This window comes from Brevundimonas bullata, from assembly GCF_014207965.1.
Lineage (GTDB): Bacteria > Pseudomonadota > Alphaproteobacteria > Caulobacterales > Caulobacteraceae > Brevundimonas > Brevundimonas bullata_A.
The window spans coordinates 392,788-417,314 of record NZ_JACHLM010000002.1 but is presented as its reverse complement, the minus strand read 5'-3'; the positions used below and the strand labels follow the sequence as shown (position 1 = coordinate 417,314).

28 protein-coding genes are annotated in these 24,527 nt (G+C 66.1%); 18 read left to right on the top strand and 10 right to left on the bottom strand.

Annotation, left to right across the window (positions count from 1 at the left end; all coding sequences use genetic code 11):
* Nucleotides 1–73: 73 nt before the first annotated feature.
* Entirely contained in the window at nt 74–2,164 is a 2,091-nt protein-coding gene (gene recG, locus HNP51_RS06610; RefSeq protein WP_184268343.1) for an ATP-dependent DNA helicase RecG, read from the top strand.
* On the opposite strand, the gene HNP51_RS06605 is transcribed toward recG, so the two are convergent.
* From HNP51_RS06605 to kdsA, 4 genes are read right to left on the bottom strand one after another with little or no spacing between them, the layout of a single operon-like run.
* Nucleotides 2,161–3,264: a DUF3089 domain-containing protein gene (locus HNP51_RS06605; protein WP_184268341.1), complete on the bottom strand. Its 1,104-nt coding sequence runs from the start codon at nt 3,262–3,264 to the stop codon at nt 2,161–2,163. The two genes, recG and HNP51_RS06605, sit on opposite strands and share 4 nt — an antisense overlap.
* Nucleotides 3,261–4,262: an ADP-glyceromanno-heptose 6-epimerase gene (gene rfaD / locus HNP51_RS06600; protein ID WP_260398362.1), complete on the bottom strand. Its 1,002-nt coding sequence runs from the start codon at nt 4,260–4,262 to the stop codon at nt 3,261–3,263. The genes HNP51_RS06605 and rfaD overlap by 4 nt, the downstream gene beginning before the upstream one ends.
* Nucleotides 4,259–5,722, bottom strand: a complete 1,464-nt coding sequence (rfaE2, locus tag HNP51_RS06595) for a D-glycero-beta-D-manno-heptose 1-phosphate adenylyltransferase (RefSeq protein WP_184268339.1) — start codon at nt 5,720–5,722, stop codon at nt 4,259–4,261. The genes rfaD and rfaE2 overlap by 4 nt, the downstream gene beginning before the upstream one ends.
* Nucleotides 5,723–5,740: 18 nt before the next feature.
* Nucleotides 5,741–6,643 carry a 3-deoxy-8-phosphooctulonate synthase gene (gene kdsA / locus HNP51_RS06590; protein ID WP_184269114.1) on the bottom strand — a complete coding sequence of 301 codons (903 nt, stop codon included), beginning with the start codon at nt 6,641–6,643 and terminating at the stop codon, nt 5,741–5,743.
* Nucleotides 6,644–6,770: 127 nt separating this feature from the next.
* On the opposite strand from kdsA, the gene sseA reads away from it, so the two are divergent.
* Entirely contained in the window at nt 6,771–7,613 is an 843-nt protein-coding gene (gene sseA / locus HNP51_RS06585) for a 3-mercaptopyruvate sulfurtransferase (protein ID WP_184268337.1), read from the top strand.
* Nucleotides 7,614–7,616: 3 nt separating this feature from the next.
* Here the strand turns inward: sseA and HNP51_RS06580 are convergent, their stop codons facing one another.
* A complete protein-coding gene (locus HNP51_RS06580; RefSeq protein WP_184268335.1) occupies nt 7,617–8,921 on the bottom strand; it encodes a dicarboxylate/amino acid:cation symporter in 1,305 nt (434 codons plus the stop codon).
* 32 nt (nt 8,922–8,953) lie between these two features.
* Complete coding sequence (locus HNP51_RS06575) at nt 8,954–10,057, bottom strand: amino acid ABC transporter substrate-binding protein (protein ID WP_184268332.1); 1,104 nt, start codon at nt 10,055–10,057, stop codon at nt 8,954–8,956.
* Nucleotides 10,058–10,135: 78 nt separating this feature from the next.
* On the opposite strand from HNP51_RS06575, the gene metC reads away from it, so the two are divergent.
* From metC to HNP51_RS06560, 3 genes are all read left to right on the top strand, one after another.
* Entirely contained in the window at nt 10,136–11,329 is a 1,194-nt protein-coding gene (gene metC, locus HNP51_RS06570; protein ID WP_184268330.1) for a cystathionine beta-lyase, read from the top strand.
* Nucleotides 11,330–11,427: 98 nt separating this feature from the next.
* Nucleotides 11,428–11,634 carry a hypothetical protein gene (locus HNP51_RS06565; protein ID WP_184268328.1) on the top strand — a complete coding sequence of 69 codons (207 nt, stop codon included), beginning with the start codon at nt 11,428–11,430 and terminating at the stop codon, nt 11,632–11,634.
* 321 nt (nt 11,635–11,955) lie between these two features.
* Nucleotides 11,956–12,366, top strand: coding sequence for an aspartyl protease family protein (locus HNP51_RS06560; RefSeq protein ID WP_184268326.1), 411 nt, complete (start codon nt 11,956–11,958; stop codon nt 12,364–12,366).
* Between the two features lie 359 nt (nt 12,367–12,725).
* On the opposite strand, the gene HNP51_RS06555 is transcribed toward HNP51_RS06560, so the two are convergent.
* Entirely contained in the window at nt 12,726–13,988 is a 1,263-nt protein-coding gene (locus tag HNP51_RS06555) for a Y-family DNA polymerase (protein ID WP_184268324.1), read from the bottom strand.
* Nucleotides 13,985–14,404, bottom strand: coding sequence for a LexA family transcriptional regulator (locus HNP51_RS06550; protein ID WP_221415760.1), 420 nt, complete (start codon nt 14,402–14,404; stop codon nt 13,985–13,987). The genes HNP51_RS06555 and HNP51_RS06550 overlap by 4 nt, the downstream gene beginning before the upstream one ends.
* 294 nt (nt 14,405–14,698) lie before the next feature.
* Here HNP51_RS06550 and HNP51_RS06545 point away from each other — a divergent pair, with 294 nt between their 5' ends.
* Both HNP51_RS06545 and HNP51_RS06540 read left to right on the top strand, forming a co-directional pair.
* Entirely contained in the window at nt 14,699–14,986 is a 288-nt protein-coding gene (locus HNP51_RS06545; RefSeq protein ID WP_184268322.1) for a BrnT family toxin, read from the top strand.
* Nucleotides 14,937–15,218 carry a BrnA antitoxin family protein gene (locus HNP51_RS06540; RefSeq protein WP_184268320.1) on the top strand — a complete coding sequence of 94 codons (282 nt, stop codon included), beginning with the start codon at nt 14,937–14,939 and terminating at the stop codon, nt 15,216–15,218. Before HNP51_RS06545 ends, HNP51_RS06540 begins: the two co-directional genes overlap by 50 nt.
* A gap of 83 nt (nt 15,219–15,301) precedes the next feature.
* Here the strand turns inward: HNP51_RS06540 and HNP51_RS06535 are convergent, their stop codons facing one another.
* Both HNP51_RS06535 and HNP51_RS06530 read right to left on the bottom strand, forming a co-directional pair.
* Nucleotides 15,302–16,327: a phage portal protein gene (locus HNP51_RS06535; RefSeq protein ID WP_260398361.1), complete on the bottom strand. Its 1,026-nt coding sequence runs from the start codon at nt 16,325–16,327 to the stop codon at nt 15,302–15,304.
* Nucleotides 16,320–18,230 carry a terminase large subunit domain-containing protein gene (locus HNP51_RS06530; protein ID WP_221415759.1) on the bottom strand — a complete coding sequence of 637 codons (1,911 nt, stop codon included), beginning with the start codon at nt 18,228–18,230 and terminating at the stop codon, nt 16,320–16,322. The genes HNP51_RS06535 and HNP51_RS06530 overlap by 8 nt, the downstream gene beginning before the upstream one ends.
* A gap of 164 nt (nt 18,231–18,394) precedes the next feature.
* Here HNP51_RS06530 and HNP51_RS06525 point away from each other — a divergent pair, with 164 nt between their 5' ends.
* The 11 genes from HNP51_RS06525 to HNP51_RS06475 all read left to right on the top strand — a co-directional run bounded on the left by HNP51_RS06525 (nt 18,395) and on the right by HNP51_RS06475 (nt 24,527).
* Nucleotides 18,395–19,294 (top strand): GPO family capsid scaffolding protein, encoded by a 900-nt coding sequence (locus tag HNP51_RS06525; RefSeq protein ID WP_184268316.1) that lies wholly within the window; start codon nt 18,395–18,397, stop codon nt 19,292–19,294.
* Nucleotides 19,295–19,356: 62 nt separating this feature from the next.
* Entirely contained in the window at nt 19,357–20,385 is a 1,029-nt protein-coding gene (locus tag HNP51_RS06520; RefSeq protein ID WP_184268314.1) for a phage major capsid protein, P2 family, read from the top strand.
* Between the two features lie 42 nt (nt 20,386–20,427).
* Complete coding sequence (gene gpM, locus HNP51_RS06515) at nt 20,428–21,384, top strand: phage terminase small subunit (protein ID WP_184268312.1); 957 nt, start codon at nt 20,428–20,430, stop codon at nt 21,382–21,384.
* 152 nt (nt 21,385–21,536) lie between these two features.
* Nucleotides 21,537–22,025 (top strand): head completion/stabilization protein, encoded by a 489-nt coding sequence (locus HNP51_RS06510; protein WP_184268310.1) that lies wholly within the window; start codon nt 21,537–21,539, stop codon nt 22,023–22,025.
* The gene (locus HNP51_RS06505; RefSeq protein ID WP_260398360.1) at nt 22,025–22,252 is read left to right on the top strand and encodes a tail protein X; all 228 of its coding nucleotides are present in this window, start codon (nt 22,025–22,027) and stop codon (nt 22,250–22,252) included. The genes HNP51_RS06510 and HNP51_RS06505 overlap by 1 nt, the downstream gene beginning before the upstream one ends.
* 3 nt (nt 22,253–22,255) lie before the next feature.
* Nucleotides 22,256–22,495: a hypothetical protein gene (locus HNP51_RS06500; protein ID WP_184268308.1), complete on the top strand. Its 240-nt coding sequence runs from the start codon at nt 22,256–22,258 to the stop codon at nt 22,493–22,495.
* On the top strand, nt 22,492–22,734 hold the full coding sequence (locus HNP51_RS06495; protein WP_184268306.1) for a hypothetical protein: 243 nt from the start codon (nt 22,492–22,494) through the stop codon (nt 22,732–22,734). The genes HNP51_RS06500 and HNP51_RS06495 overlap by 4 nt, the downstream gene beginning before the upstream one ends.
* Nucleotides 22,731–23,195 carry an N-acetylmuramoyl-L-alanine amidase gene (locus HNP51_RS06490; RefSeq protein ID WP_221415758.1) on the top strand — a complete coding sequence of 155 codons (465 nt, stop codon included), beginning with the start codon at nt 22,731–22,733 and terminating at the stop codon, nt 23,193–23,195. The genes HNP51_RS06495 and HNP51_RS06490 overlap by 4 nt, the downstream gene beginning before the upstream one ends.
* Nucleotides 23,195–23,680: a hypothetical protein gene (locus tag HNP51_RS06485; protein ID WP_184268304.1), complete on the top strand. Its 486-nt coding sequence runs from the start codon at nt 23,195–23,197 to the stop codon at nt 23,678–23,680. The genes HNP51_RS06490 and HNP51_RS06485 overlap by 1 nt, the downstream gene beginning before the upstream one ends.
* Nucleotides 23,681–23,859: 179 nt before the next feature.
* A complete protein-coding gene (locus tag HNP51_RS06480) occupies nt 23,860–24,345 on the top strand; it encodes a hypothetical protein (protein WP_184268302.1) in 486 nt (161 codons plus the stop codon).
* On the top strand, nt 24,342–24,527 hold the full coding sequence (locus tag HNP51_RS06475) for a hypothetical protein (RefSeq protein WP_184268301.1): 186 nt from the start codon (nt 24,342–24,344) through the stop codon (nt 24,525–24,527). The genes HNP51_RS06480 and HNP51_RS06475 overlap by 4 nt, the downstream gene beginning before the upstream one ends.

Below are 24,527 nucleotides of genomic sequence, written 5' to 3'. Positions count from 1 at the left end.
GCCCGGTCCGTTCATGTGAAGAGTTCGATCAGATAGCGTTCCCGTTCCGTTTTCGCCAGCTATGCTGAGGCTAATGCGGCCTGAGATTCTCTTTCCCCTTTTTGCGGACGTCTCCACCCTGAAGGGCGTGGGGCCCAGGAGCGCGCCCCTAGTGCACAAACTGGCGGGTCCGCTGGTGCGCGACGTGCTGTTCCTGTCGCCGTCCGGCATCATCCAGCGCCGCCGCACGACCGCCGCCGCCGCCGTCGAGGGTGAGATCGGCGTCTTCGACGTCCTGATCGACCGGCTGATCCCGCCGCACAAGATCGGCGCACCGCTAAAGATGCGAGCGTCGGACGAAACCGGCTTCGTCCATCTGATCTGGTTCGCCGGGTCGCCGCGCCATATCGAAAGTCTGGCTCCGCGCGGCGAGCGACGGCTGGTCACAGGCAAGGTCGAGCGCTTCAACAACGAGGTGCAGATCGCCCACCCCGACTACATCCTGCCGCTGGAAAAGGCGGACGAGATTCCTCTGTCCGAACCCGTCTATCCGGCGACGCAAGGACTGACCTCGCGTGTGGTGCGCAAACTGGCGCAGGGCGCGCTGGCCCTCGCTCCAGAGCTGGCCGAGTGGCAGGACGCCGCCTGGCTTGCGACGCGACGCTGGCCTGGTTGGCGCGCGGCGCTGGAGAGCCTGCATGCACCCACGTCCGAAATGGACCTGACCGCCGAGGCCCCCGCGCGTCAGCGTCTGGCCTATGACGAGCTGTTCGCCCACCAGTTGGCCCTGGCCCGTCGTCGTCGCACGCGACAGATCACACCAGCCGCACGGATCACGGCAGGCGAGGCCTCGCAGCGGATGCTGGCCGCCCTGCCCTTCACCTTGACCGGCGCCCAAGCGCGCGCCCTTCAAGAAATCCGCGCCGACCTGGCCACCGGCGAGCAGATGGGGCGCCTGCTGCAAGGCGACGTGGGCTCGGGCAAGACGGCTGTGGCGGCGCTCGCACTGGCCGACGCGGCTTCCAGCGGCTTCCAGTCCGCCCTGATGGCGCCAACGGAAATTCTTGCCCGCCAGCACTATCAGCGGCTCGCCCCCATGCTGGAAGAAGCCGGGATTTCGGCCGTCCTGCTGACAGGCCGCGATACCCAGGCCGAGCGGCGCAAACGGCTGGCCGCCCTGGCCTCGGGCGAGGCCCAGGTCGCCATCGGCACCCACGCCCTGTTCCAGGACGCGGTGCAGTTCAAACGCCTGGCCCTGGCCGTCATCGACGAACAGCACCGCTTCGGCGTCAACGAGCGCCAGCGGCTTCAGGCCAAGGGCGACCCCAGCCTCGGCGGCGTCCATCTACTGACCATGTCGGCCACGCCGATCCCGCGCACGCTGGAACTGACCCAGTATGGCGAGCTGGAAGTCAGCCGCCTGATGGAGAAACCGCCGGGCCGCACCCCCGTCGCCACCGCCGTCGTGCCTCTGGTCCGCATCGGCGAGGTGGCCAAACGGCTGAAGGCGGCGATCGACAGCGGGGCCCAAGCCTACTGGATATGTCCGCTGGTGGCCGAGTCAGAAGCCATCGATCTGGCGGCCGCCGAGGAACGCGCCAACGACCTGCGCCGCATCCTGCAAGTCGAGGTCGGCCTGGCCCACGGCCAGATGCCGGGCGCCGAGCGCGAGGCGGTGATGGCCGAGTTCGCAGAGGGCCGCATCCCGCTGCTGGTCGCCACCACGGTCGTCGAGGTCGGCGTCGATGTCCCCAACGCCTCCATCATGGTCATCGAACACGCCGACCGTTTCGGCCTGGCCCAGCTTCACCAACTGCGCGGCCGTGTCGGACGCGGGGCCAAGTCCAGCGCCTGCATCCTGCTGTACGGCGGTCAGGACGGCGCCTTGGGCGAGACGGCGCGCGAACGTCTGGAGACCTTGCGCCGCACCGAAGACGGCTTCGAGATCGCCGAGGAGGACTTCCGTCTGCGAGGCGGCGGCGACCCCCTAGGCCTAAAGCAGAGCGGCTTCCCCGCCTATCGCTTCGCCGATCCGATCAAGCACCGCTCGCTGATGCTGGCGGCGTCGGATGACGCCCGTCTGATCCTGGGCCGCGACCCCGACCTGACCAGTCCGCGCGGCGAGGCCGTGCGGGTGCTGGAAGCCCTGTTCGACTGGCGAACCGACCGAGCGAGCGCGGACTAGGAAGCTTGCCTGGCGTTCCAGGCCGCGAGCCGGGCCACCGCATCAGCCTCGATGTCGGCATAAAACAGGTTGTAGGGTCGCGCCTTGCGGCGGTCGGCCCAGCCACTGAACTCGCGGAAGGATTCCGACTTCAGTACTGTATGGCGCAGTAGGCCGTCCCGGCATTGCGTGGCGATCTGCCGATCGATGAAGGCGGGACGAAGCCCCCACTCCAGACCTGTGGCGTTGGCCGCGCCTAGATGTCGGCGCTGCGAAACCATCGCACCATCGTCGCTGCCGGACACGGGGTTTACGCACAGGGCCGGACGATCTCCCAATTCGACCAACTGCCCTCGATCATCCCATACCAGGGCGCGTCGAAGCCGCCGCTTGGCTGCGCCATCGTCGCCCTCACCCACCTGTGACCAGCCCACGACGCAACCAGCCTCATCTCTAACCTGACAGGCGGCGAGCGGGGTCATCTGATCCTGATCGACGAGAGCGTCCATTAGATAGACCGCGACCAGACGCTGTCTGAGTCTCGCATCAGACGCCACCCGCTCGTGAACTAATCGGGCGATCAGATCCGCACCCTGCTCAACACCGGCCAGGATGATCGGACCGCTCGGATGGGCGCCGAGCCATTGATCGAAAGCCTGTTCGACGTCGCCATAGGCGAAGGCGCGGGCTTCACGAGCATCCTCGCGCAAGGTCAGGCGCGTGTAGAGGCTGGCCTGCCGATAGCGCGGCGCGCTGATGGCGCCCGCGCGGGCGAAGGGCCCGGCGTAGTTAGGAATGACGACACGCTTCAGGTAGGCGTCGGCCTTGCCATCTCCGATCGGGCCGTTCCAGTCAGCCCCCCCGTTGTAGGTGGTCGAATGAACAAAAAAGATTGCGGCGTTTCCCGCTCCGGCAGCTCGGGCGTCAAGCAGGGCCCAGGCGGAGGCTTGGCGATAGTCCGGCGCGGGCGGCGGATCGTAAGTCTGGAAGGGAATTTGGGGATCCAGCGCCGCCTTCAGAATATCGCCGCGCCAGACCGCGACTGCAGCCACCAGAATGAAGACGAGCGCAAAGCCGATATAGCCGACCCACTGGCGCAAGGTCAGGCTTGGCGCCTTCATCGATAGGGATCCGGCTGCGACAGGAAGTCCTGAACATAGCGCCGCACGCCCTCTTCCAGCGGGGTCGACTGGCCGTTGAAACCGACCGCGCGGATGCGGTCCATGCTGGCCTCGGTGAAATACTGATACCGGTCGCGGATCGCCTCAGGCATGTCCACATAGGCGATGGAGGCTTCCTTGCCGGCGGCGGCGAAGGTCGCGCGCGCCAGGTCGGCGAAGGACCGCGCCTGGCCGGATCCGGCGTTGAACACCCCCGACACACCCGGCGTCTGGAGAAGCCAGTCGATGATGTTCACCACGTCATCGACATAGACGAAGTCGCGCAGTTGGCCGCCGTCGGGATAGTTGGGGTTGTGCGAACGGAACAGGCTGACCGTCTCGCCCGCCTGCACCTTGGGCCAGATCTGGGCCACGACCGACTTCATCCCACCCTTGTGGCCCTCGTTCGGGCCATAGACGTTGAAGAATTTCAGCCCCGCCCACTGACGCGGCGCCTGTCCGCGATCCGCCTGCCGCACGGCGTACTGATCGAACAGGTATTTCGAATAACCATAGGCGTTTAGAGGACGAAGCGCATTCAGGCTCTCAGGATCGTCGCGATCCTCGAATCCGGTCTCGCCGTCGCCGTAGGTGGCCGCCGACGAGGCGTAGATCATCCGCACGTCGCGAAGCGCACACCAGTCCCAGATGTCGCGCGACAGGCTGAAGTTGGTGCGCAGGATCAGGTCTGCGTCCGGCTCGGTCGTCGAGGAGATGGCGCCCATGTGCACCACGGCCTCGATCCGCTCGGCGTGGCGTTCCAGCTGCAGAAACAGCTCCTCGGGCGCCCACAGGTCGGCGATCGGGTGTTTGGCGATGTTCTTCCACTTGGCGAGATCGGCCGTTTCCAGCCGGTCGCAGACGACCACATCCCAGGCCTCGCTCTCACACAGGCGCGCCACGATGTTGGAGCCGATGAATCCGGCGCCGCCCGTCACCACGATCATGCGAGGGGTCATTCAGCAGCTCCGGAAGTCATCTTCTCAATCGTCTTGGTCGTCGAATAGCCGTCGGCGAACTCAGCCAGGCGAACCACGCCGCCCCAGCTTTCGACCTCGGCGGCGCCGACGACCTCGTCCTTGGTGTAGTCCGCACCCTTGATCAGAACGTCGGGCCGCAGTCGTTCGATCAGGGCGATGGGCGTCGGGTCGTCAAAGGCGGTGACGCGATCGACGCTGGCCAGTCCGCCGATCACGGCCGCGCGGCTGTCCAGATCATTGACCGGGCGGCCCTCGCCCTTCAGGCGACGAACCGAGGCGTCGGTGTTCAGCGCCACCACCAGCCGGTCGCACCAGCCGCGCGCCTGGGCCAGATAGGCCACATGGCCGCGATGCAGGATGTCGAAGCAACCGTTGGTGAAGCCGACCTTCAGGCCCTGACGCTTCCACACCTCGACCAGATCCGACAACTCGTCCAGCGGCGTGACCTTGGACTGGGCCAGGGCCGCGTGCTGGCTCATCTCGGCCTCGATCAGTTCGGCGGGCGTGACGACGGCGGTGCCGCTCTTACCCACCACCACGCCCGAGGCCAGGATGGCGAACTGCACCGCCTGCTCCAGCGTCGCGCCCGCGCCGAGCGCCAGCCCGAGCGCGGCAAGACAGGTGTCGCCTGCGCCCGAGACGTCGAACACCTCGCGCGCCCGGCCGGGGAAATGTGTGACGCCGCCGCCGCGCCGCGCCAGGGTCATGCCCTTACCGGCGCGCGTGACGATGACGGCCTTGGCCGTGGTGGCGGCCAACAGGGCGGCCAACGCCGCCTCGACCTGCTCGTCCGTCTCCGTCGGCAGACCGGTAGCGCCCGCCAGTTCGTTGGCGTTGGGCTTGATGACGTCGACCGCGCCATAACGGGCGAAGTCGCGGCCCTTGGGATCGACAATAACCGGCGCGCCATACTCGGCCCCGGACCATAGCGCCGCTTCAATGGTATCGTCGTCCACTACGCCCTTGGCGTAGTCTGACAGCAGGATAGCCCCTGCGCCTTGGAACACGCCTTTGTCACCATAGCCGGAATGCGGCGCGGCCTCGTCGTCCAGCCGGAGCAACTGCTGACCGGCGGCGACGAAGCGCGTCTTGACGATGGTGGCTGCGCCCTCGGGCCGGATCAGGGCGTCCTCGACCCGGACTTCGGCCGCGATCAGGTCTCCCAGTTCGGCTCCCGCAGCATCCTGACCGACGACTGCGCCCAGACGTGCCTGACCGCCCAAGGCCGCGACGTTGCGGGCCACATTGCCCACGCCGCCGGGCATGGCCACGGTGCGGCGCGCGCGCAGGACAGGGATGGGCGCCTCGGGCGAGATGCGGCTGACCTCGCCATAGACATAGCGGTCCAGCATCAGATCGCCGACGCAGGCGACCTTCAGTTCGCGCACCTGCGCCAGCAAACCTTGCAGCGCGCCCAAATCAAGTGATCGTTCAGCCATGGCGCCGAACTAGCGGATTCAGGCCAAGTTCGCCATCGGCGCCTTGGCTCCAACCTTGATGGCCAGATCGTCGAAGGCGATCAGTTCAGCGGCCAGGGCCTCAAACTGGTCCAGCGGCACCATGTTGGGGCCGTCCGACGGGGCGTTGTCGGGATCTTCGTGCGTCTCCAGGAAGACGGCGTCGACGCCCACGGCCACGGCGGCGCGCGCCAAGACCGGCACGAACTCGCGCTGGCCGCCCGAGGACGTGCCCTGCCCGCCCGGCTGCTGCACGCTGTGGGTCGCATCAAAGACGATGGGGCAGCCGATCTCACGCATGATCGGCAGGGACCGCATGTCGCTGACCAGGGTGTTGTAGCCGAAGCTGGCGCCGCGCTCGCAGGCCATGACATTGGGGTTGCCCGCGCCGACCACCTTGGCGATGACGTTCTTCATGTCCCAGGGGGCCAGGAACTGGCCCTTCTTGATGTTGATCGCCTTGCCGGTGGCGGCGGCGGCCAGCAGCAGATCAGTCTGACGCGACAGGAAGGCCGGGATCTGCAGCACGTCCACGGCCTCGGCCACGCCTTCGCACTGAGCCTCGGAGTGAACGTCGGTCAGGGTCGGCAGGCCGGTGACTTCACGGATTTCAGCAAAGATCGGCAGGGCGTCCTTCAGACCGATCCCGCGCGCGGCGGTGGCGCTGGTGCGGTTCGCCTTGTCGAAGCTGGTCTTGTAGATGATGCCCACGTCCAGCCGCTCGCCGATTTCCTTCAGCCGATGCGCCGTCTCCAGCGCGTGCTGGCGGCTTTCCATCTGGCAGGGGCCGGCGATGAAGACGATACGGCGGCCGCCGCCGATCACGACGGGCTTCTTCAGGCCAGCGGACAGTTCGATGACGGCGTTGGGACGGTTCACGGCGGCGCTTTCGTCTGTTTGAATCGATAAAGTCGCGGGTTAGTGCCGCAACTTTGCGTCCGACAGGTGGCGTCGAACCCTTGGCTTCGCAACCTACAGGGCGACTCAGCGCCTGACCACATAGCTGGGCAGCCTGTGTTATCGTAGCCCGATGCACACGCCCTCAGACAGCCCCCTGACCTCGACGCAAGACCTGGCGGTTCGCCTCAGCGCGCCGGACCTGCGGATCATCGACGCCAGTTGGTGGCTGGACGGACGCGACGCCCGAGCAGACTTCGAGGCCGAGCGCCTGCCCGGCGCGGTCTTCTTCGACATCGAGGCCGTCTCCGACCCCGCCAGCCCCTACCCGCACATGCTGCCGACGCCCCAGACCTTTGCCGTGGCCATGGGCGAGATGGGAATCAGCGAGCGCGACGACATCGTCGTCTATGACGCCCAAGGCCTGTTCTCGGCCGCTCGCGTCTGGTGGACGCTGCGCACCATGGGCGCGCAACGGGTCCGCGTGCTGGACGGCGGCCTGCCGAAATGGCGCGCCGAGGGACGGCCTCTGGAACACGGTCCTGCCACTCGAAGCAAGGCTGCGACCTTCAACGCCGCCTTGAACGCCGACCAAGTCGTCGATCTGGATCAGGTCCGTCAGGCGTTAGCCGACGAGGTTCAGGTCGTGGACGCGCGCGGGGCTCCGCGTTTCCGAGGTGAAGCCGCCGAACCACGCGCCGGTGTCCGCTCCGGCCATATGCCCGGCGCGCTCAACGTGCCCTTCGGCCAGTTACTGAACCCGGACGGCACACTGAAGCGCGGCACAGCGCTGGAAGCCGCCTTCCGCGACGCCGGGGTCGATCTGGATCGCCCCGTCATCACCAGTTGCGGGTCTGGCGTGACAGCCGCCATCCTGACCCTGGGCCTGGCCGAACTTGGACGCGCGTCACAGCTCTATGATGGTTCATGGGCCGAATGGGGCGCACGCGATGACGTGCCCGTCGCAGTCGGCTGATCCTCAGGCCGCAGCCGGAACCGGCGCGTCCGTATCTTCCTCGCCGCGCGACACCACGGTCGCAACGACCAGATCGCCAGTCACGTTCAGCGTCGTGCGGCACATATCCAGGAAGCGATCGACGCCCAGGATCAGGCCGATCCCTTCCGGCGGCACGCCCACCATGGCCAGGATCATGGCGATGACCGGCAGACTGCCCGCCGGAACGCCCGCCGTGCCGACGCCGCCCAGGATGCAGACCAGCATAACGATGAACTGCTGACCCAGGCTCAGATCCACGCCGAAGAACTGGGCCAGGAACAGCACCGTCACCCCCTCGAACAGGGCCGTGCCGTTCTGGTTGGCCGTGGCCCCGACCGTCAGGACAAAACGGGCGATCTTTCGCGGCAGGCCCAGGTTCTGTTCCGCCACACGCAGGGACACCGGCAGGCTGGCGTTGGACGAGGCGGTCGAGAAGGAGACCACCATGGCCTCGCGAATGTCCCTGAAGAACTTCAACGGCGACATCCCGCCCACCGTGGCGATGCAGATCGGATAGACCACGAACATATGGATCGCCATGGCCCCCACGGCGACGCCGACGAAGGCCGCCAGCCTCACCAGAAGTTCCCAACCGAACAGGGCGGCCAGATTGAACATCAGGCAGGCGATGGCGATGGGCGCCAGTCGGATGACCAGGTTGATCAGCTTCATCATCACCTCGAACAGACCCTCGATGGTCTGTTTCAGGCGCTCCGTCGCCGGGCTCTTGGTCATCACCAGCCCGATGCCGAACAACAGGGCGAAGACCATGACCGGCAGGATTTCGTTCTGCGCCGCCGCGGTGAAGACGTTGGACGGCACCAGATCGAGGAAGAAGTCGCCCGCCCGGACCGAGTCCGGCGCACTGCCGACGATGGAGGCCGCCCCGCTGCGCCCCTGCTCCAGCAGTTGCTGAGCCAGCGCCGGGTCCACCCCGTCGCCGGGCCGGAAGACGTTGACCATCACCAGGCCGATGATCACGGCGACCGCTGAGATAAAGACGGTGAACACCAGGCTCTTGGTCCCGGCCCGCCCGAGCGTCTTCAGATCGCCCATCTCCGCCACACCGACCACCAGGGCCGAAAACAGCAGCGGGAGGACCAGCATGAAGAGCAGCCGCAGGAATACCTGTCCCGCTGGACCAGTGATGTTCGAGGTCAGCCACTGAACCCAGGGCGTGTCGCCGCCGATCGTCAGATTGACCGCCAGACCACCCAGCAGCCCGACCAGAAAGCCGATCAACATCAGCACATGCAGCGGAAGCTTTGGTCTGGTCGTTGCGGTCATGCGTCCCCCCGATGAAGCGACCAGCCGACGCCCTAGCGGATCGGCAGGGCGTAGATCAGGCCGCTGGGCCGCGCGCTCCATTGCGCATTCAGGCCCCTGGCCAGATTCAGCGCCGATTGCTGGCCAAGGTTCCGCTCGAAGATCTCACCGTAGTTGCCGCCCGCCGCGATAGCGTCCCGCGCCCAGGTTCGCGGCAGACCGATCGACGGTCCGAATTCGCCATCTTCGCCTAGCAGACGCCGGATGCGCGGCTCCTGACTGTCACGCGCTAGACCCGGCACATTGGCCTTGGTCACGCCCAGCTCCTCGCCCAGCATCAGGGCGTTCAGGGTCCAGCGGATCACCGCCGTCCACTGATCGTCGCCATGACGCACGACCGGACCGAGCGGTTCCTTGGAGATCACATCCGGCAGGATGGCGTGCTGCTGCGGATTGGCCAGGGTCGTCCGCGCCGCCGCCAAGGCCGAGATGTCGGCGGTGAAGGCGTCGCATTCCTCACGGGCATAGGCCTGACGGGCCTCTTCCTCGGTCTTGACCATGACCGGGCGGAACTCGATCCCGCGCGTGCGGAAATAGTCCTCGACGTTCAGCTCGGTGGTCGAACCTGTCTGGACGCAGATACGGGCCCCGTTCAGTTCAGACGCGCTGTTCAGGTTCAGGGCACGGCGGACCAGGAAGCCCTGACCGTCGTAGTAGTTGATCCCGGCGAAGCTCAGCTCACCGCCGGTGTCGCGGCTCATCGTCCAGGACGTATTGCGCCACAGAACGTCCACCCGCCCGTCCCGCAGGGCGTCAAACCTCGCCTCGGCGGTCAGAGGCACGAATCGCACGGCGTCAGGATCGCCAAAGATGGCCGCCGCCGTCGCCCGACAGAAGTCGACGTCGAAGCCCCGCCAAGCCCCGCGATTGTCCGTATAGGCGAACCCGACCAGCCCCTGATTGACGCCGCAGTTCAGGTGGCCGCGCTGTTTGATCGCCGTCAGAGTGGGACTGACCCGATCCGCTGGCATGGCAGTCGTGGTCGGGCGTGCAGTCGGCGTAGTTTCGGCGTGATCGGTCTTCGCCTGCCGCTCGCAGGCGGAGGTCGCCAGCAGCAGCGCCAGCGATATTCCTGTCACGATCTTCGACGCCCGCATTCCGGCACCCTCTCCAGCTTGCGCCCCCGCCTTCTTTAGAGCCCTCTAGGGCCAGAACCGCAACCCGCCGGAGCCCTCATGCCCCCCCTTTCCGACCGCACCCGCCTGATCGCCTCCGCCACGCGGCGGGGTCAGGGGCGGCGTCCGGTCAATCCTCCGGTCGAGCGGGCGTCCACCATGCTCAGCGACGACCCCGCCTCGATGCAGGATTCGACGCGGGGTCCGGTCTACGGCCTGGACGGGACTAGCGCCGCGCGAGAACTGCGCGCCGCTCTGGCCGATCTGGAGGGGGCCAGCGACGCCTTCCTGCTGCCCTCGGGCCTCGCCGCCGTGACCGTCCCCCTGCTGGCCCTGCTGCGCCCCGGCGAGGAGGTGGTGACCAGCGACGCCGTCTATGGCCCCACCCGCCGCTTCCTGACCCGGCACCTGGCCGCGCGTGGGATCTCCACTCGGTTTCATCCCGCAGACGCCTCGACCGCGGAGATCCTGTCGCTCTGCGGTGAGCGGACCCGACTGCTGCTGATCGAATCCCCATCCTCTCTGACGTTCGAGGTGATCGATGTTCCCGCCCTGGCCACCGCTTGCAAGGCGCGCGGCGTGCTGACGGTGATGGACAACACCTGGGCGGCGGGGCTCGCCTTCCGCCCACTCCACCACGGCGTCGACGTCAGCGTCCAGGCGGTGACCAAGTACGCCGCCGGCCATTCCGACCTGGTGATGGGGGCCGTCGCGGTTCGGGATCCGGGGATCGCCCGCACTATCCTGCACACCATAGAGGACATGGGCTGGCACGTTTCACCCGACGACGCCTGGCTGGCGCTGCGCGGGCTTCGCACCCTGCCGCTGCGCTACAACGAGGCGCTCAAGTCCGCGCTTCAGGTCGCCGAATGGCTGCAAGCCCGGTCCGAGATCGAGCGTGTCCTCTTCCCGCCCCTGCCCGGCTCGGTCGGCCACGACCTGTGGCGACGCGATTATTTCGGCGGCGCGGCCCTGATGGGCGTGGTGATGAAGGGCGGCGACAAGGCCTCGGCCCACGCCCTGATGCAGGGGCTCAGCCTATTCGGCATGGGCTATTCCTGGGGCGGTTTCGAAAGCCTGATCACCCACGAGAGCCCGCAGTTGAGCCATCGTCTGCATACGCCCGCCCTGTCGGGCCAACTGCTACGTCTGCATATCGGTCTGGAAGATCCGACCGACCTGGTCTCGGATCTCGAAAAGGGCCTGGAGGCTTGGCGCGCCCTGCAGGACTCGAACCTGCAACATCCCGCTTAGAAGGCAGACACAAATCGTGTTGTTTCAAGGTTCTAGCTGTAAAACAGCCACACGGTGCCATCAACGCCATCAAGCGTTTGCGAGCAGAGCGTAAAACCATGGGCCGCCAATTCACTCAGCTGGAGCGGCGCATCGCCGGCGCCCAAGGTCTACTCTTGGCCAAGATGTCCGAGTTTGCCGCCCATGTGACCGCCGACAACCCCAAGGCGGCGGAGCGAACACGCGACGAAACTTCGGCGGCGTTAGAATCATACTTCGATCTAACCGACGAGTCCGTCACTGAGGCAATGAAGAAGGGATACTGAAATGCCCTGTACTTCGGTCGCCCTGCCCGGCGGCGGTCGCGCCATTGTCTGCTCCTCGAGCCGCCGCCAGAGGTGCGCTTGTGGTCGGCCCGCGAGTCAGCTGTGCGACTGGAAGGTTCCGTCCACTCGCAGCGGCACCTGCGACAAGCCTCTCTGCAGAAGCTGCTCGCACGTTCCGGCACCCGACAAGGATCTGTGTCCAGCCCATGCCGCTGAATGGCAAGCGCGCTAGATACCCAAATCGAGAACATAAATAGTGGCGCGGTCTATAGCCGACGTGAGAGGGTGGTTGCCCTTGTGATATATTGGCAGTGAGACGCGATGCCTACGCTGAACTACAATCGTCCCGACGGACTTCCTATAATCGAGGTAGGCGTGCGCTACCATCCTCTCAAAGGCGCCGCTCATCCTTCCGGCGCATGTCCGGAGAAAAGAGTTCTGGCCCTGATCGATACGGGCGCTACGCACGTAGTGCTGAAGCCAAACATTGTAGCTTCGTTGGAACTGCCATTCGCCGCCAATATGAACAACACTGTTGTAGGCGGTGGAAGACACCTAGTGCCGAGTTATGCGGCAGACATCATCTTCGGCACGACGACGTCATTTACGGTAACCGATGTTCTCGTCCTTTCCCAAGATCTACACGGGTTCGACATGCTGATTGGTTGGGATGTCCTGCGCTTCACGGACTGGCAGTTCAACCGTGACGGCAGCTTCAGCCAGACCTGGTGAGCAGGACGCTGGACGCCAGCATGTGCGGATGGTCAGCCGAACCAGAAAGGGCTGCGAGCCTGCAAGGAACCGCAAGCGCCGAACTCCTCCTGACCCTCTTCTTCAGCCCCGCCGGCCCAGGCCGATTTGGCGGCCGTAAAGTGCATGGAATGCGATCCACAAAGCCCGCGGGCGAGGCGGGGGGAAAAGCGCGGGCTTTGGGTGGCGGCCGCGCCGGCTGGGCCGGCGGGCCGCTCGCGCCGCGCAGGCGGGTTGAATGACCGGAGCCGGCTGATGCAGGTGGTGGCCCGGCAATATGCGCCACCTCGTTCCCCCATCGACTGAACCTCGGCCCCTCGCTTCCCCCAAGCTAGGGGCCTTCAGGCTGTCGCGATCGGGGTCTCTGACAGCCGGGTCGTGTAGGCGGGGCTCCTCATATCGGCCCGCACAGCCCAGGCTCGTCTGACGCCGGATTGTGCAGGCGACAACGCCCCGCGACCGAACCGGCTGTTCACGGCGTCCATGGCTGTCATCAACGCCTCACGCCTCGGGTCCATCAGCGTCAGGAGGGACCGTGGCGCCTGCGCAGGCGTGACCAGGTCCTCCATGATGATGCCCGCCTTGGCGTATCGATAGCCTGGCTGCCAGAGCCGACGCGTCGCGGCCGACGCGGCGCGCACCAGTTCCAGCGTGTCCGACGTCGCCTCAAGCATCGTGGCCACGCCGGACACGGACCGCCCGGGGCCATCGGCAAAGCGACTGGTATGGAAGAAGACCTGCATCTGGTGGGCCAGCATTCCATGCCGGCGCAGCTTCTCCCCCGCCCTGGTCGCGTAAAGGGCCGTCGCCTCAAGCATCTCGTCCAGGCGCGTGATCGGGGCGCCAAACGACCTGGTCACCGCGATGCCCTTACGCCCAGGCGGCTCGATCTCGAGCTCCTGGCACAACACGCCGTTCATCTCGCGCACCAGGCGCTCGCCCGTGACGGTCAGCAGCTGCCGAGCGACGCGGGCGTCCAGGCCGCGCAGATCTGCTGCCGTGTTCACCCCGATCGCGCGCAGCTTGCCGGCGGACGCCCGACCGACGCCCCACACGTCCTCGATCGCCAGCTGGGGCAGCAGCGCGTCTCGAGCGCCGGCCGACGTCAGATCGCACACCCCGTCGAGCACCGGCCGCTTTTTGGCCAGGTGATTGGCGGCCTTGGCCAGCACGCGCGTCGGACCGAGGCCGACACAGGTCGGGATGCCGGTCCACTGCCTGACCGTGTGCCGCATCGCGCGGGCATGGGCCGCAGGCTCCACTATGCCGGTGAAGTCGAGGAAGCTCTCATCGATGGAATAGACCTCAACGTCCTGGGCGTGGGCGCGGTAGATCTCGTTCATGCGCCGGCTCATGTCGCCGTAGAGGACGTAGTTCGAAGACCTGGCCACGACGCCGTTCGCCTCGCACAGCTTACGGATCTTGAACCAGGGCGCGCCCATCTCGATACCGAGCGCCTTGGCCTCAGGCGTCCGCGCCACGGCGCAGCCGTCGTTGTTCGACAGGACGATGACCGGGCGGCCCTCAAGGCGAGGATCGAACACCCGCTCGCAGCTGCAGTAGAAGCTGTTGCCGTCCGACAGCGCGAAGACGCGGTCGCTCATCGCGGCGCCGGCCGGTGCGGTGTCAACGACCAGGTCACCACGCCCCAGATCATCGCCTCGCTGGCCTCATCCAGAATCAACGGCCCCATCTCTGGGTTGGCGAAGTCCAGCGCCAGGCGCCCTCCCCGCAGTCTGATGACCCGCTTGGCGCTGGGCAGGCCGTCGATGATGGCCACAACGACGTCGTCGGCCTTCGGCGTCAACGAGCGATCGACCACGGCATAGTCGCCGTCATTGATGCCCATGCCGATCATGCTGCGGCCGACCACCCGCCACATGAAGGTCGAGGCGGGATTGGTGACGATCAGCCGCGCGGGATCCAGCGCTTCCTCGACATAGTCGTCCGCCGGCGATGGAAAGCCGGCGCACAGCGGACGCCCCATCAGCGGGACGAGTTCTTGTTTCAACGCACTCACGGTTTCGCTCCAGGAGCCGACCGACCCGCCGCCGCTCTAGGGCGCCGAGCCTGCTGGCCTCAAGCTATTTGTTCGCCATTTGTTCCAATGCTGTGGACGATTGGAACTATAGGGCTCCGTGGATTTATGTAGTGACAAAATCTCTTGACCGGCTCATTAAATGCCGCTACATAAATTCAGCCGGGAAAATTCCTGGTCCATCGACCGGGAAAATCCCCGGTATATTCATACGGATACAATGAGGGAAATCGCCAATGCACCACAGGCATCTAACTACCCCAGGATCAACAACCCATGCCGATCAGCTATGATGAAAACAAACGAGCCGAAACGCTCGAGCACAGAGGGCTAGATTTCGCCGACGCCGGCGAAACTCTTTTCAGCGATGAATCCCTCCTAACGGTCCAAGACGACCGAAAAGACTACGGCGAACAACGCTGGCAGACGATGGGCCCCTTCCGCGGGGACATCGTAATGATCGTTTGGACACTGCGGGACGGCGCACATCGCATCATTTCGATGAGAAAGTGCAATGACCGAGAGAAAGGACACTACCACGAAACCGTGGATCGATCCGGATGACGCTCCCGAATGGACCCCAGAGGTCTTTGAACGAGCAGAGATCCGGCGTGAGGGAAAGGTCGTCAGACCCGCCTCTGGCACGCTAACAAAACGGGGGCGCCCAAAGCTGGAACGCCCTAAAATCCAGGTCACGCTACGGCTGGACCAAGACATCGTAGAACGGTTTCGCGCCTCCGGCCCTGGCTGGCAGGGGCGAATGAACGAAGTTCTTAAAAAGGCGGCTCAGGCATAACCTGTGCCGCCTTTTACGTGTCGATAGGCTGCTCGCCTGTTCATCCAAGTTGAGGCTGGCACGGTCTCAACCTCAACTACCCATCAGCTGATGGCCAAGTCCCGATCACGGAACTTCACCACCTCCATGCCCAGCCAATCGTTGATCGCCAGGAACCGCTGCTGAAGCGGCTGGATCTCGTTGCGATAGAAGACCTGGTCCGCCTTTTCGACGTCGCCGAAGCCGCCGGCGTTGGCGGGCACCACGCCCAGCAGTTGGGGCGGCACGCGGTGCGCGGCCAGGACGTCATCCCGGGTCGTGTTCTTGATCCCGAGGAACTCGTCTTTCGCCGCCGCCTCACCCGGATGCAGCAGCTGCAGGCTGTCCTTCTTGCCGTTCGGCAGATGGAGGAACATCGAGCGGAAGTTGCCGACGCCCTTGGTGTTCTTCAGCGCGCCGCGCAGGGCCTCAGCGTCCTTCTCGCTTAGGCCGCCCTCGCCGACGTACATGATGAAGCCGGCATGGGCGCCATTGAGATAGTAGCGCCGGCGGAACAGGGTCGCGTTCTCGTTCAGAAACGCCGACTGCAGCGCGCTCAGGTACTCGGGCACGCCGTAGATCTCCTGATCGAGCCAGGGCTGCATGCCGTGGAAGACGGAGCCCTTCTTGAACCAGTGTTCCTTGTTCCAGCCCGACAGGAAGACGAACGCGCCCTCCTCCACCCCGCGCCGCGTGTAGCGCGACAGGCTGCGCTTCAGCTTCATCGGCTGGCCACGCAGGTTATCGACCCGCTCCAGGTAGAAGTTCGCCAGCACCAGGTGGTCCAGAACGATGCCCTCAAACGTCGCCAGGTCCAGCAGCGGGTGCGGGATGAAGTCCCGCATCAGCTGGTTTACCTTCACGCGGAAGGCGGACGAATGGTGCGAGGTGACGTTGGCCGTCTTCGACAGCACGTCCATCGGCAGCGGCGTCTGATAGTAGCGGCCGCCCGCCCCGGCGATGTCCCAGCACTCCAGGCCGTCCAGGAGCTCGCGGCGGTTCAGCACCGGCTCTGCGTCGCCCAAGGCGAAGGCTTGCGGCTTGGCCTCGACGACGCCCTTGAGGGGCTTCGCGGTCAGGGCTTTAGTCATGGTCGTAGATCTCCACGGTCGAGGATCCGCCATCGCCTCCGATGGCGGCCTGGATCGGCTCATTGAACAGGCATTGCAGGAGGGCCCAGCCCAGATCAGCGTGGCCGCTGTCCTTGGTCCGGCTGGCCTCATAGGTGACCTTGCGGCCCGAGGCGGTCATCGTGCGCCGGATCGACATCAGCGCGCCGGCCAGGTCCTTATGGTCCCGATCGAACTGAAGGCGGTGCTTCAGGATGACGTCGAGGGCCTTGTAGACCATCTGGGTTTTCAGGAAGGCGTCGTACTGGTGGCCCGTCACAGTCGGGAAGAAGGTCTGCACCAACTGGAACACGGCGTCGCCGATCCCGGTCTTGTCGATGTCGATCTTCGTGACGCGATAGCGCTTGGTGTATTTGCGGATCACCTCGGCCTGCTCATCGAAGCGGCTGCCCTTGAACTGGCGGCGCTCGAGCACGCGGAACTTCCCGCCCGGCGTCGTCGGCGGCGCCACGACAACCAGGCCGGCGGCGTCGGCGTTCTCGCCATCGCCGTTCGGGTCGTATGACAGCCAGACTTCGCCGGCGTATGGCCGGCCCATGCCGATCAGGATCCGCGCCTTGTCGACGTCCGGCCAGTCGTCCTCGGGATCGACCATGCAGGGCGCGAGCATCGCCATCGGGAAGACCGACAGGGTATCATCAACGAACCCGCACATCAGCAGGTTGTCGAACTCAGGGACCGAATACTCGTCGCGCAGCTCGTCCAGGTCGAACAGGTCGCAACCAAGGCGCTCGGCGTCCTCGATCGTCACCACATGGCGCCAGATCTTGTCTGCGCCCAGCGCGCCGTCGGCGTTCAGCGCCGCCCAGCTGACATCGAACTCGCGGCGCTTCTCCTTCGGCCGCTTCCTGTTCCACTCCTCGCCGGTCCAGAACTTGTAGGCCTCGTGCGTGACCGAGCTCGGCGTCGAGAAGTAGGTCTTCCGGTAGCGCTTCTGCATCGCGATGCCGGACGCGACCTTCTTCAGCGTGTCGAAGCCGAAGGTCCAGAAGAACTCATCGAAGTAAAAATCGCCGTGATAGCCCTGGGCCGTGCGGGCGTTGGTGCCGAGGAAATAGAGCGTCGGCTGCTCGAGGATCTTGCCCTCGTCGTCCTCGCCGCGATCGATCACGATCGGGTCGCCGCTGAGCTCGACGCCGATCTCCTTCATGACGAAGGCGCGGATATAGCCCTTGAAAACGTGGGCCTGGCTCTTCGACGCCGAAAGGAAGATCTGGTTCTTGCCGGTCTCCAGGGCGACGATAAGCGCCTCGAGCGCGAAGTAATAGGTCGCCCCGATCTGCCGGCTTTTCAGCAGCATGCGGTTGCGTAGTTCGCGCTTCGACCACCAGATCTCCTGATAGCCAAACAGCTGCTTCAGCAGCGCCGCCTTCAGGATTTCGGCCTGGTCCGCCGTAATGCGGTTGCGTTCGGGCTTCTTCTTCTCGCCGGCGTTGCGGGCGGCGACCTTGGGGTTCAGGTCGCCTTCATGGCCGCCCGGCTGCTGGTACCTGCGGATCCGCGCGAACCGCTCGGCCAGGCGCGCCAGTAGATCGAGCTCCTTGAAGTCCAGGCCGGTCTTGGCCGCCTTCATGGTCAGGGCGACGTATCGCGCCTCGGTGACGCCCTCCATTCTCTCGAGCGGTGTCGCCTTGTCCCACTCGTCGCGGCTCTTCCAGCTGGCGATCGTGCCTTCGGCCTGGCCCAGCAGCTTGGCGATGTCGGTCAGGCGCCACATCGACCAGTAGAGGAACTTGGCCGCGCGCCGTTCATCCAGCATGGCCGCGACAGGGAAACCGAAGCCGCCGCATGACGACAGCAGGGCGCCGAGGTCGTCGGCGCCGCCGGGCTCCGGCCCGTCCTGCTTCTTGGGTTTCTGTCTCATGGGCGCGGACGCTACCCGCGCGACCTCGCCCCCTCTGACGGGCGGCTGTTGTCAGGTCCGCCCCGCACAACAGCCGCGCCTTGAGAAAGAGCGGCCGGTGACGGTGATCTGCAGCCTCATTCGCTGGCGCGGCCAGCTGCCCTGCAGATCACGCCCGAGGCCCCATGTCCAAGAAGCGCACGACCAAGTTCACCCGCATCGCCGTCGCCGGCCTGACGGCATCGGATGGCCGCACGATCGAACCGCAATGGCTGCGCGACATGGCCGGCAACTACAATCCGGCCACCTACACCGCACGGGTCAACGTCGAGCACTACCGCAACGCCTCTGCGACCGGCCCCTTCCCCGCCCTGGGCGACGTCATCGCGCTGAAGGTTCAGGAAGACGACATCGAGATTGCCGGCAAGACCGAGAAGCGCGTCGCGCTCTACGCCCAGATCGAGGGCAACGAGACCCTGCAGGGCTACGTCGCCGCCGATCAGAAGAAGTTCACCTCGATTGAGGTCGAGCCCAACTTCTCCGGCTCGGGTAAGGCCTACCTCATGGGCCTGGCCGCGACCGACACCCCGGCGTCGCTGGGCACCGAGGCGCTGAAGTTCTCGACCCGCACCGATGACGCCTTCGCCAAGATCCGCAAGGACGACCTGGACAGCCGAAAGAAGCACGCCTCCTGCCTGTTCTCGGCCGCCCTGGAAACCACGATCGAGTTCGCGGAAGACCAAGCGTCGTCGGAGGACACCGACTCCGTCATCGACAAGATCGTCGCCAAGTTCAGCAAGGCGCTGAACCGCGAAGAGCCCAAGCCCAACATCCCGGCTGACAAGTCGGCCGCCGGCGGCGACGTCGCCGAACTGGCCACGGCCTTCACGACCGGCATGAAGGAACTCGGCCAGACCTTCAGCCTGGCTCTGACCCAGGCGACGGCCGCCACCAACGAGCGCTTCGCCAAGCTGGAAAGCGAACACGCCGCCCTGAAAGGCGACGTCGAGAAGACGCACGATCGCTCCTATTCCGCCCGCCCGGTCCATGCCGGCGGCGACGGCGTCGAACAGACCGACTGCTGATCCGCCTGCCCGACCCGCGCCGAACCCCAACGCCTTAGAGCCCGTCACGGAACCTGACCCCGATGAAGACGAAAACCCGCCTCCTCTACACCACCTGGCTGTCGCGCCAGGCCGAGCTCAACGGCGTCGCCGAAGGCACCGTCCACAGCGAGAAGCAGTTTGCGGTCGATCCGTCGATCCAGCAGGTGCTGATCGACAAGCAGCGCGAAAGCTCGGCCTTCCTGGGCCAGATCAACATCGTGCCGGTCGATGAGCAGTCGGGCGAGAAACTCGGCCTGGGCGTCGCCGGCACCCTCGCCGGTCGCACCGACACCAACGCCCGCGATCGCGAAACGCGCGATCCGACGTCGCTCGACGCCGACCGCTATGAGTGCAAGCAGACCAACTTCGACACGCACGTCACCTACGCCAAGCTGGACCTGTGGGCGAAGTTCAAGGACTTCCAGACCCGGCTGCGCAGCCAGACCGTGCAACAGCAGGCCCGCGACCGCATCATGATCGGCTGGAACGGCATCCGCGCCGACGTCCAGACGGACCGCGTCGCCAACCCGCTGCTGCAGGACGTCAATGTCGGCTGGCTGGAACAGATCCGGCAGAAGCGCCCGACCCACGTCTTCGACGAAGGCGCCACCCCCGGCAAGATCGTGGTGGCTCCGACCGGCGGCGACTATCGGAACCTGGACGCCCTGGTCTACGACGCCATCCAGAACTTCCTGCCCGAGTGGGCACGCGGCGACACCGAACTGGTGGTCATCGTCGGCAGCGGCCTGCTGCACGAGAAGTACTTCCCCATGGTCGATGGCGAGGACAAGCCGACCGAGAAGGTCGCAGCCGACATCCTGCTGTCCAAGAAGCAGCTGGGCGGCAAGCAGGCGGTGATGGTGCCGTTCTTCCCGGCCAACACCATGCTGATCACGCGCCTCGATAACCTGTCGATCTACGAGCAGGAAAACACGCGTCGGAAGACGATCGTGGACAACGCGAAGCGCAGCCGCGTCGAGACCTACGAGTCGGTCAACGAGGCCTACGTGGTCGAGAACTACGACTTCGCCCTCCTGATCGAAAACATCGAGATCGCCGGCGGCGAGTAATCGCCGCCTGGCCCCCGATCATCTGAAAACCGGAACCGAGACATGAGCATCGCCGCACAAGCGCGCGCCCGGGCGGAAGCCGCCGCCCAGAAGAAGGCTGAGGACGAAGCCTCGGCCGCCTCGGCCGCCATGGCCAAGCGCCGCCCGGCCAAGATCAAGCCCGCCTTGCGGCCTGCTCCCTCGGTTCCGGACATCAACCCCAACCGTGTATCGCCGGCGGCCCAGCGTCGCCGCTTCCTGATCGCCAGCTCGGCCGGCGCCGTGCTGGCCGCCTCTGGCATCGCCATCGACATCGACGGCGACAATGACGACACGCCGCTGTCGCCGGACGCGCAGAAAGTCGTCTTCCAGCTGCAACAAGACCGCCGCCGGCTGAAAGAGTTCAAGGCCACCGAACGCAAGGTCGAGGCCAAGATCGACATGCTCCCGGCCTATCGCGGCTGGTGCGATGGCGTCCTGGCGGCTGGCCAGGGCGAACGCGGCCCGCTCGATCAGATCTTCACCACCATCATGGCCTGGACCATCGACGTCGGCGACTACATGACCGCCCTGCCGATGCTCGAGCACGCGGTGAAGTACAAGCTCGAGATGCCGAGCGGCTTCAATCGCGACCCGATCACCTTCGCAATCGATCAGGTCTGCGAGGAAGCCATCCGGGTCTACGACCTGGGCGGCGACGCGGCCAAGGCCTTCGAGGCTGGCGTCCTGCCCATGCTGCAGGACCTGGTCGATGAACACGACATCGATCTTCACGACGAGGTCGAAGCCAAGCTCTTCAAGGCCATCGGCCGCGCGATCATGGCCGGCGCCGACATCGAGAACGAAGACGACCTTCGCCAGCGCCGGGAAGAGACGCTGAAATCATATCAGCGCGCCCTCGAGCTCCACGAACGCTGCGGCGTGAAGAAGGACATCGAGAAGCTGACCCGCGAACTCAAGAAGGCCGCCGGCGTGACCGAGCCGGCCGATCAGAACACGCCGCCCCCTGCGGGCGGCTAAACCCCTCGCCCCCCGGCGCTCGGGGCGGGGCTGGTCCGACAACAGCGGGTTCGCCCGTCTGTAGCGTCCGGCCAGCCCCCCACCCCGTAGCCGGGCGGCGGCGAAACGAAGGGCCAGCAGGCGGCCAATCAGGAACTCCTCGCTAAAGCGCCATGACTGGACCCTTCACTCCCACCACCTCGATCCCCGCGCCGAACACCACGGCCGCGCCTGCTGTCATGGCATGCGGCCCGTTCTGGCCGGAACTGGATCTTGGCCTGCTGCAGAAGTCGATTCGCGTCGACCAGGTCGTCACCGCCGAGCGCCTTCGCGAGGTCGCGCGCAGCGCCGTCCTGGACATCATGGACGAGCTCGACATCTGGCGTCGCGATCAGGTCGCCGCCGGCTTCAGCACTCTGGCCGATGTGCCCGGCCGGCACCAGGTTGATGAGCAGAGCGACTACCAGGTGCGCTGGATGCGCGCCGTCCAATCCGTGGTCGCCGCGGATCTTGCCGATCGGCAACTCGGACAGTCGGCCAGGTTGGCGGGCATGGACCGCGTCGAGGAGCTCGCCGCCGACATCGATGTCCACCGGCGCAACGTCACCTACGCCGTCCGCGACTTCCTGGGCCGGTCCCGCGTGATCGCCGAGGCCATCTGATGGCGCGCGGCAACGACATGATGCCGGTGGAGGCGGTCCAGGGCGAAACCCTCGATCAGCTGGTCTGGCGGGTGCTGCGTCAGGGCGCGCCGGCCGTCGAACGAGTGCTGGAAGCTAACCCGGGCCTCGCCGACGCCGGCCTTTTCCTAACGCGTGGACAGCAAGTCCTCGTTCCCGCCGGCGCGCGCAGCGCAGCGCCGGTTCCCATGACCCAACTCTGGACCTGAGCCGTGAACAAGAACCCCGTCACCTTCACGATCAGCCTGCTGCAGCTCTGCTTCGCCGTGGGCGTGCAGGTGATGATCGTCGCCGTCGCCTTCGGCAGCCTCTTCTCTCGGGTCGAGGCCATGGAGGCGGCCGTCGCGCCCATCACGCGCGGCGACTTTGCGCGTCTCGATGAGCGGGTAGAGCACATCCAGGGTGACATCGCCTGGATCCGCGCTCAGCTGGAGAAGGATCGCGCACGATGAACCGGCCGCTTCCCGAATCTCAATGGCTCTGGCGCCGCCTTATCACCTGGGTGGTGGCCGTCTGGGCCATGACCCAGCTGCATTTCCTGATTGCCCGGATCCCTGACGGCGATCTGCGGGTCATCGCCGATCGGCTGATCCTTCTGCTGGCCACCCTGATCGCCCTCTACCTGATCGGCCCCACGGCCGAGCACATCATCGCGCTTGTACGCGCCTGGCGAGGAGACAACCCCAAATGACGATCAAGTCCATCCGCTACCTGGTGGTGCACTGCGCGGCCACGCCGCCGACGCGCGACATCGGCGTGAAAGAGATCCGCGCCATGCACCTGCAGCGCGGCTTCAACGACGTCGGCTATCACTACGTCATCCGTCGCGATGGCCGCGTCGAGAAGGGCCGCGCCGACACCGTCGCCGGCGCCCACGTCTCCGGCTTCAACAGCGTCTCGCTCGGCGTCTGTCTAATCGGCGGCGTCGACGCCAAGGGGCAGCCGGACCAGAACTACACGCCAGCGCAATACGAGGCCCTGGAGCAGCAACTGCTCAAGCTGCAGGCCGCCTATCCGGCCGCGCAGATCCTAGGCCACCGCGACCTGTCGCCAGACAAGAACGGCGACGGCAAGATCTCACCAAACGAATGGCTGAAGGCCTGCCCCTGCTTCGACGTCCGCGCCTGGTGGAATGCCCGGGGCAGTCGCTGATGAAGGCCCTGACCCGCACCTTGAACTTTGCGACGCCCTTCGGCGGCGTGATCTCCGTGGTCACGTTGCTGGCCATCGCCGCTCTCGTCCTTTTCGCCCTTGGCGGCCTCGGCGTCCGCTTTGACCCGTTCAACACGGTCGGGCGCCGCGCCGAGCGTGCGGAGGCTTCGGCGGCGGTCGCCACGAACGGCGCCGCCGCGCGCCAGATCGAGGTCGCCGGCGCGCAGGACACCACAACCCGGGTTGAGGTCGTCCTGCAGCAGACCGACGCCGCCAGGCAGGCCGCCTTCTCCCTCACCTCCGACGCCAGGATCGCCATCGATGCGCGCAACCCTCTTGACCCTGACCGTACTCGCCGCTTGCGCGACGTTGATCAGCAGCTGTGCGACATCCGGCCAGCCATCTGCCCCGGTGATCCCGCCTCGTCGAGAAATGCCGGCGACGGCTATCCAGCCGTGCGTCCTGGTGGGCCGCCTCCCGGCTAGCCCCACCATGGCGGATCTGGAGATCGGCTACGCCGTGCGCGGCGCCGAGATCCTATCTTGCGATGCGCGGCGACAACTGGCTGTCGACGTCCACGGCGGGGAACACCGCGACCAGGACGCCTGGCTTGCTCTCATCTCACCTCGGCCCACCTGGTGGCGCCGTCTTCTCGGACGCTGACATGGACGCCTTTTCGAATAGCCCTGGGACCGACGCCGGCGTCCTGGCGTGGTGGTCTGGCCGTCGCCATGCCTGGGCGCGCGCTGCCGTGCTTTCCCTGGCCAAGCTGGTCAACGGCGAGTGGCGCGCCTTGCCCGTGGGATCCGATAACGCCGTATCGGTGCAGGGCGCGGACGCCGTCACGCTGGACACCACAATTCCGACCGGCCAGACCAAGGCCGTGCAACCGGTCGACCTGGGCGTGAAGCGCGCGGTCGCGCTGCGATCCCCGATCGGCATTGGCCCAACCGCCGTGAGTTTCGAGGTAGGTCCGGATCCAGCGGCGCTCCTGCCGCTGCAGTTCGGCGGCGCGCTTTACACGGTTACGGTAGGCGGCGGCGCCTGGACGCCGCTCGACCCGCTGCTCTTCGCCGGATTCCGCTGCGTCCGTCCCGTTCTCTCGGTAGCGCCGGCCGCCAACCGCGTCTTCGGCGTCCTGGCGCAGTGATCCTGTCCCTGCCCCTCGGACTGCGGGCTGCGCGGGGTGCTGTGGCGGGGCAGCCGCCCGGCCTGGTCCTGGACTTCACCGCTCAGGCCTATGTCATGGATGGCCGCCGCTACGGCGTCCTCGCCAACACCCCCTGGATGACATCGCTCCGCGTCATTCTGGCGGGTCGGTCAGCGGGTTGA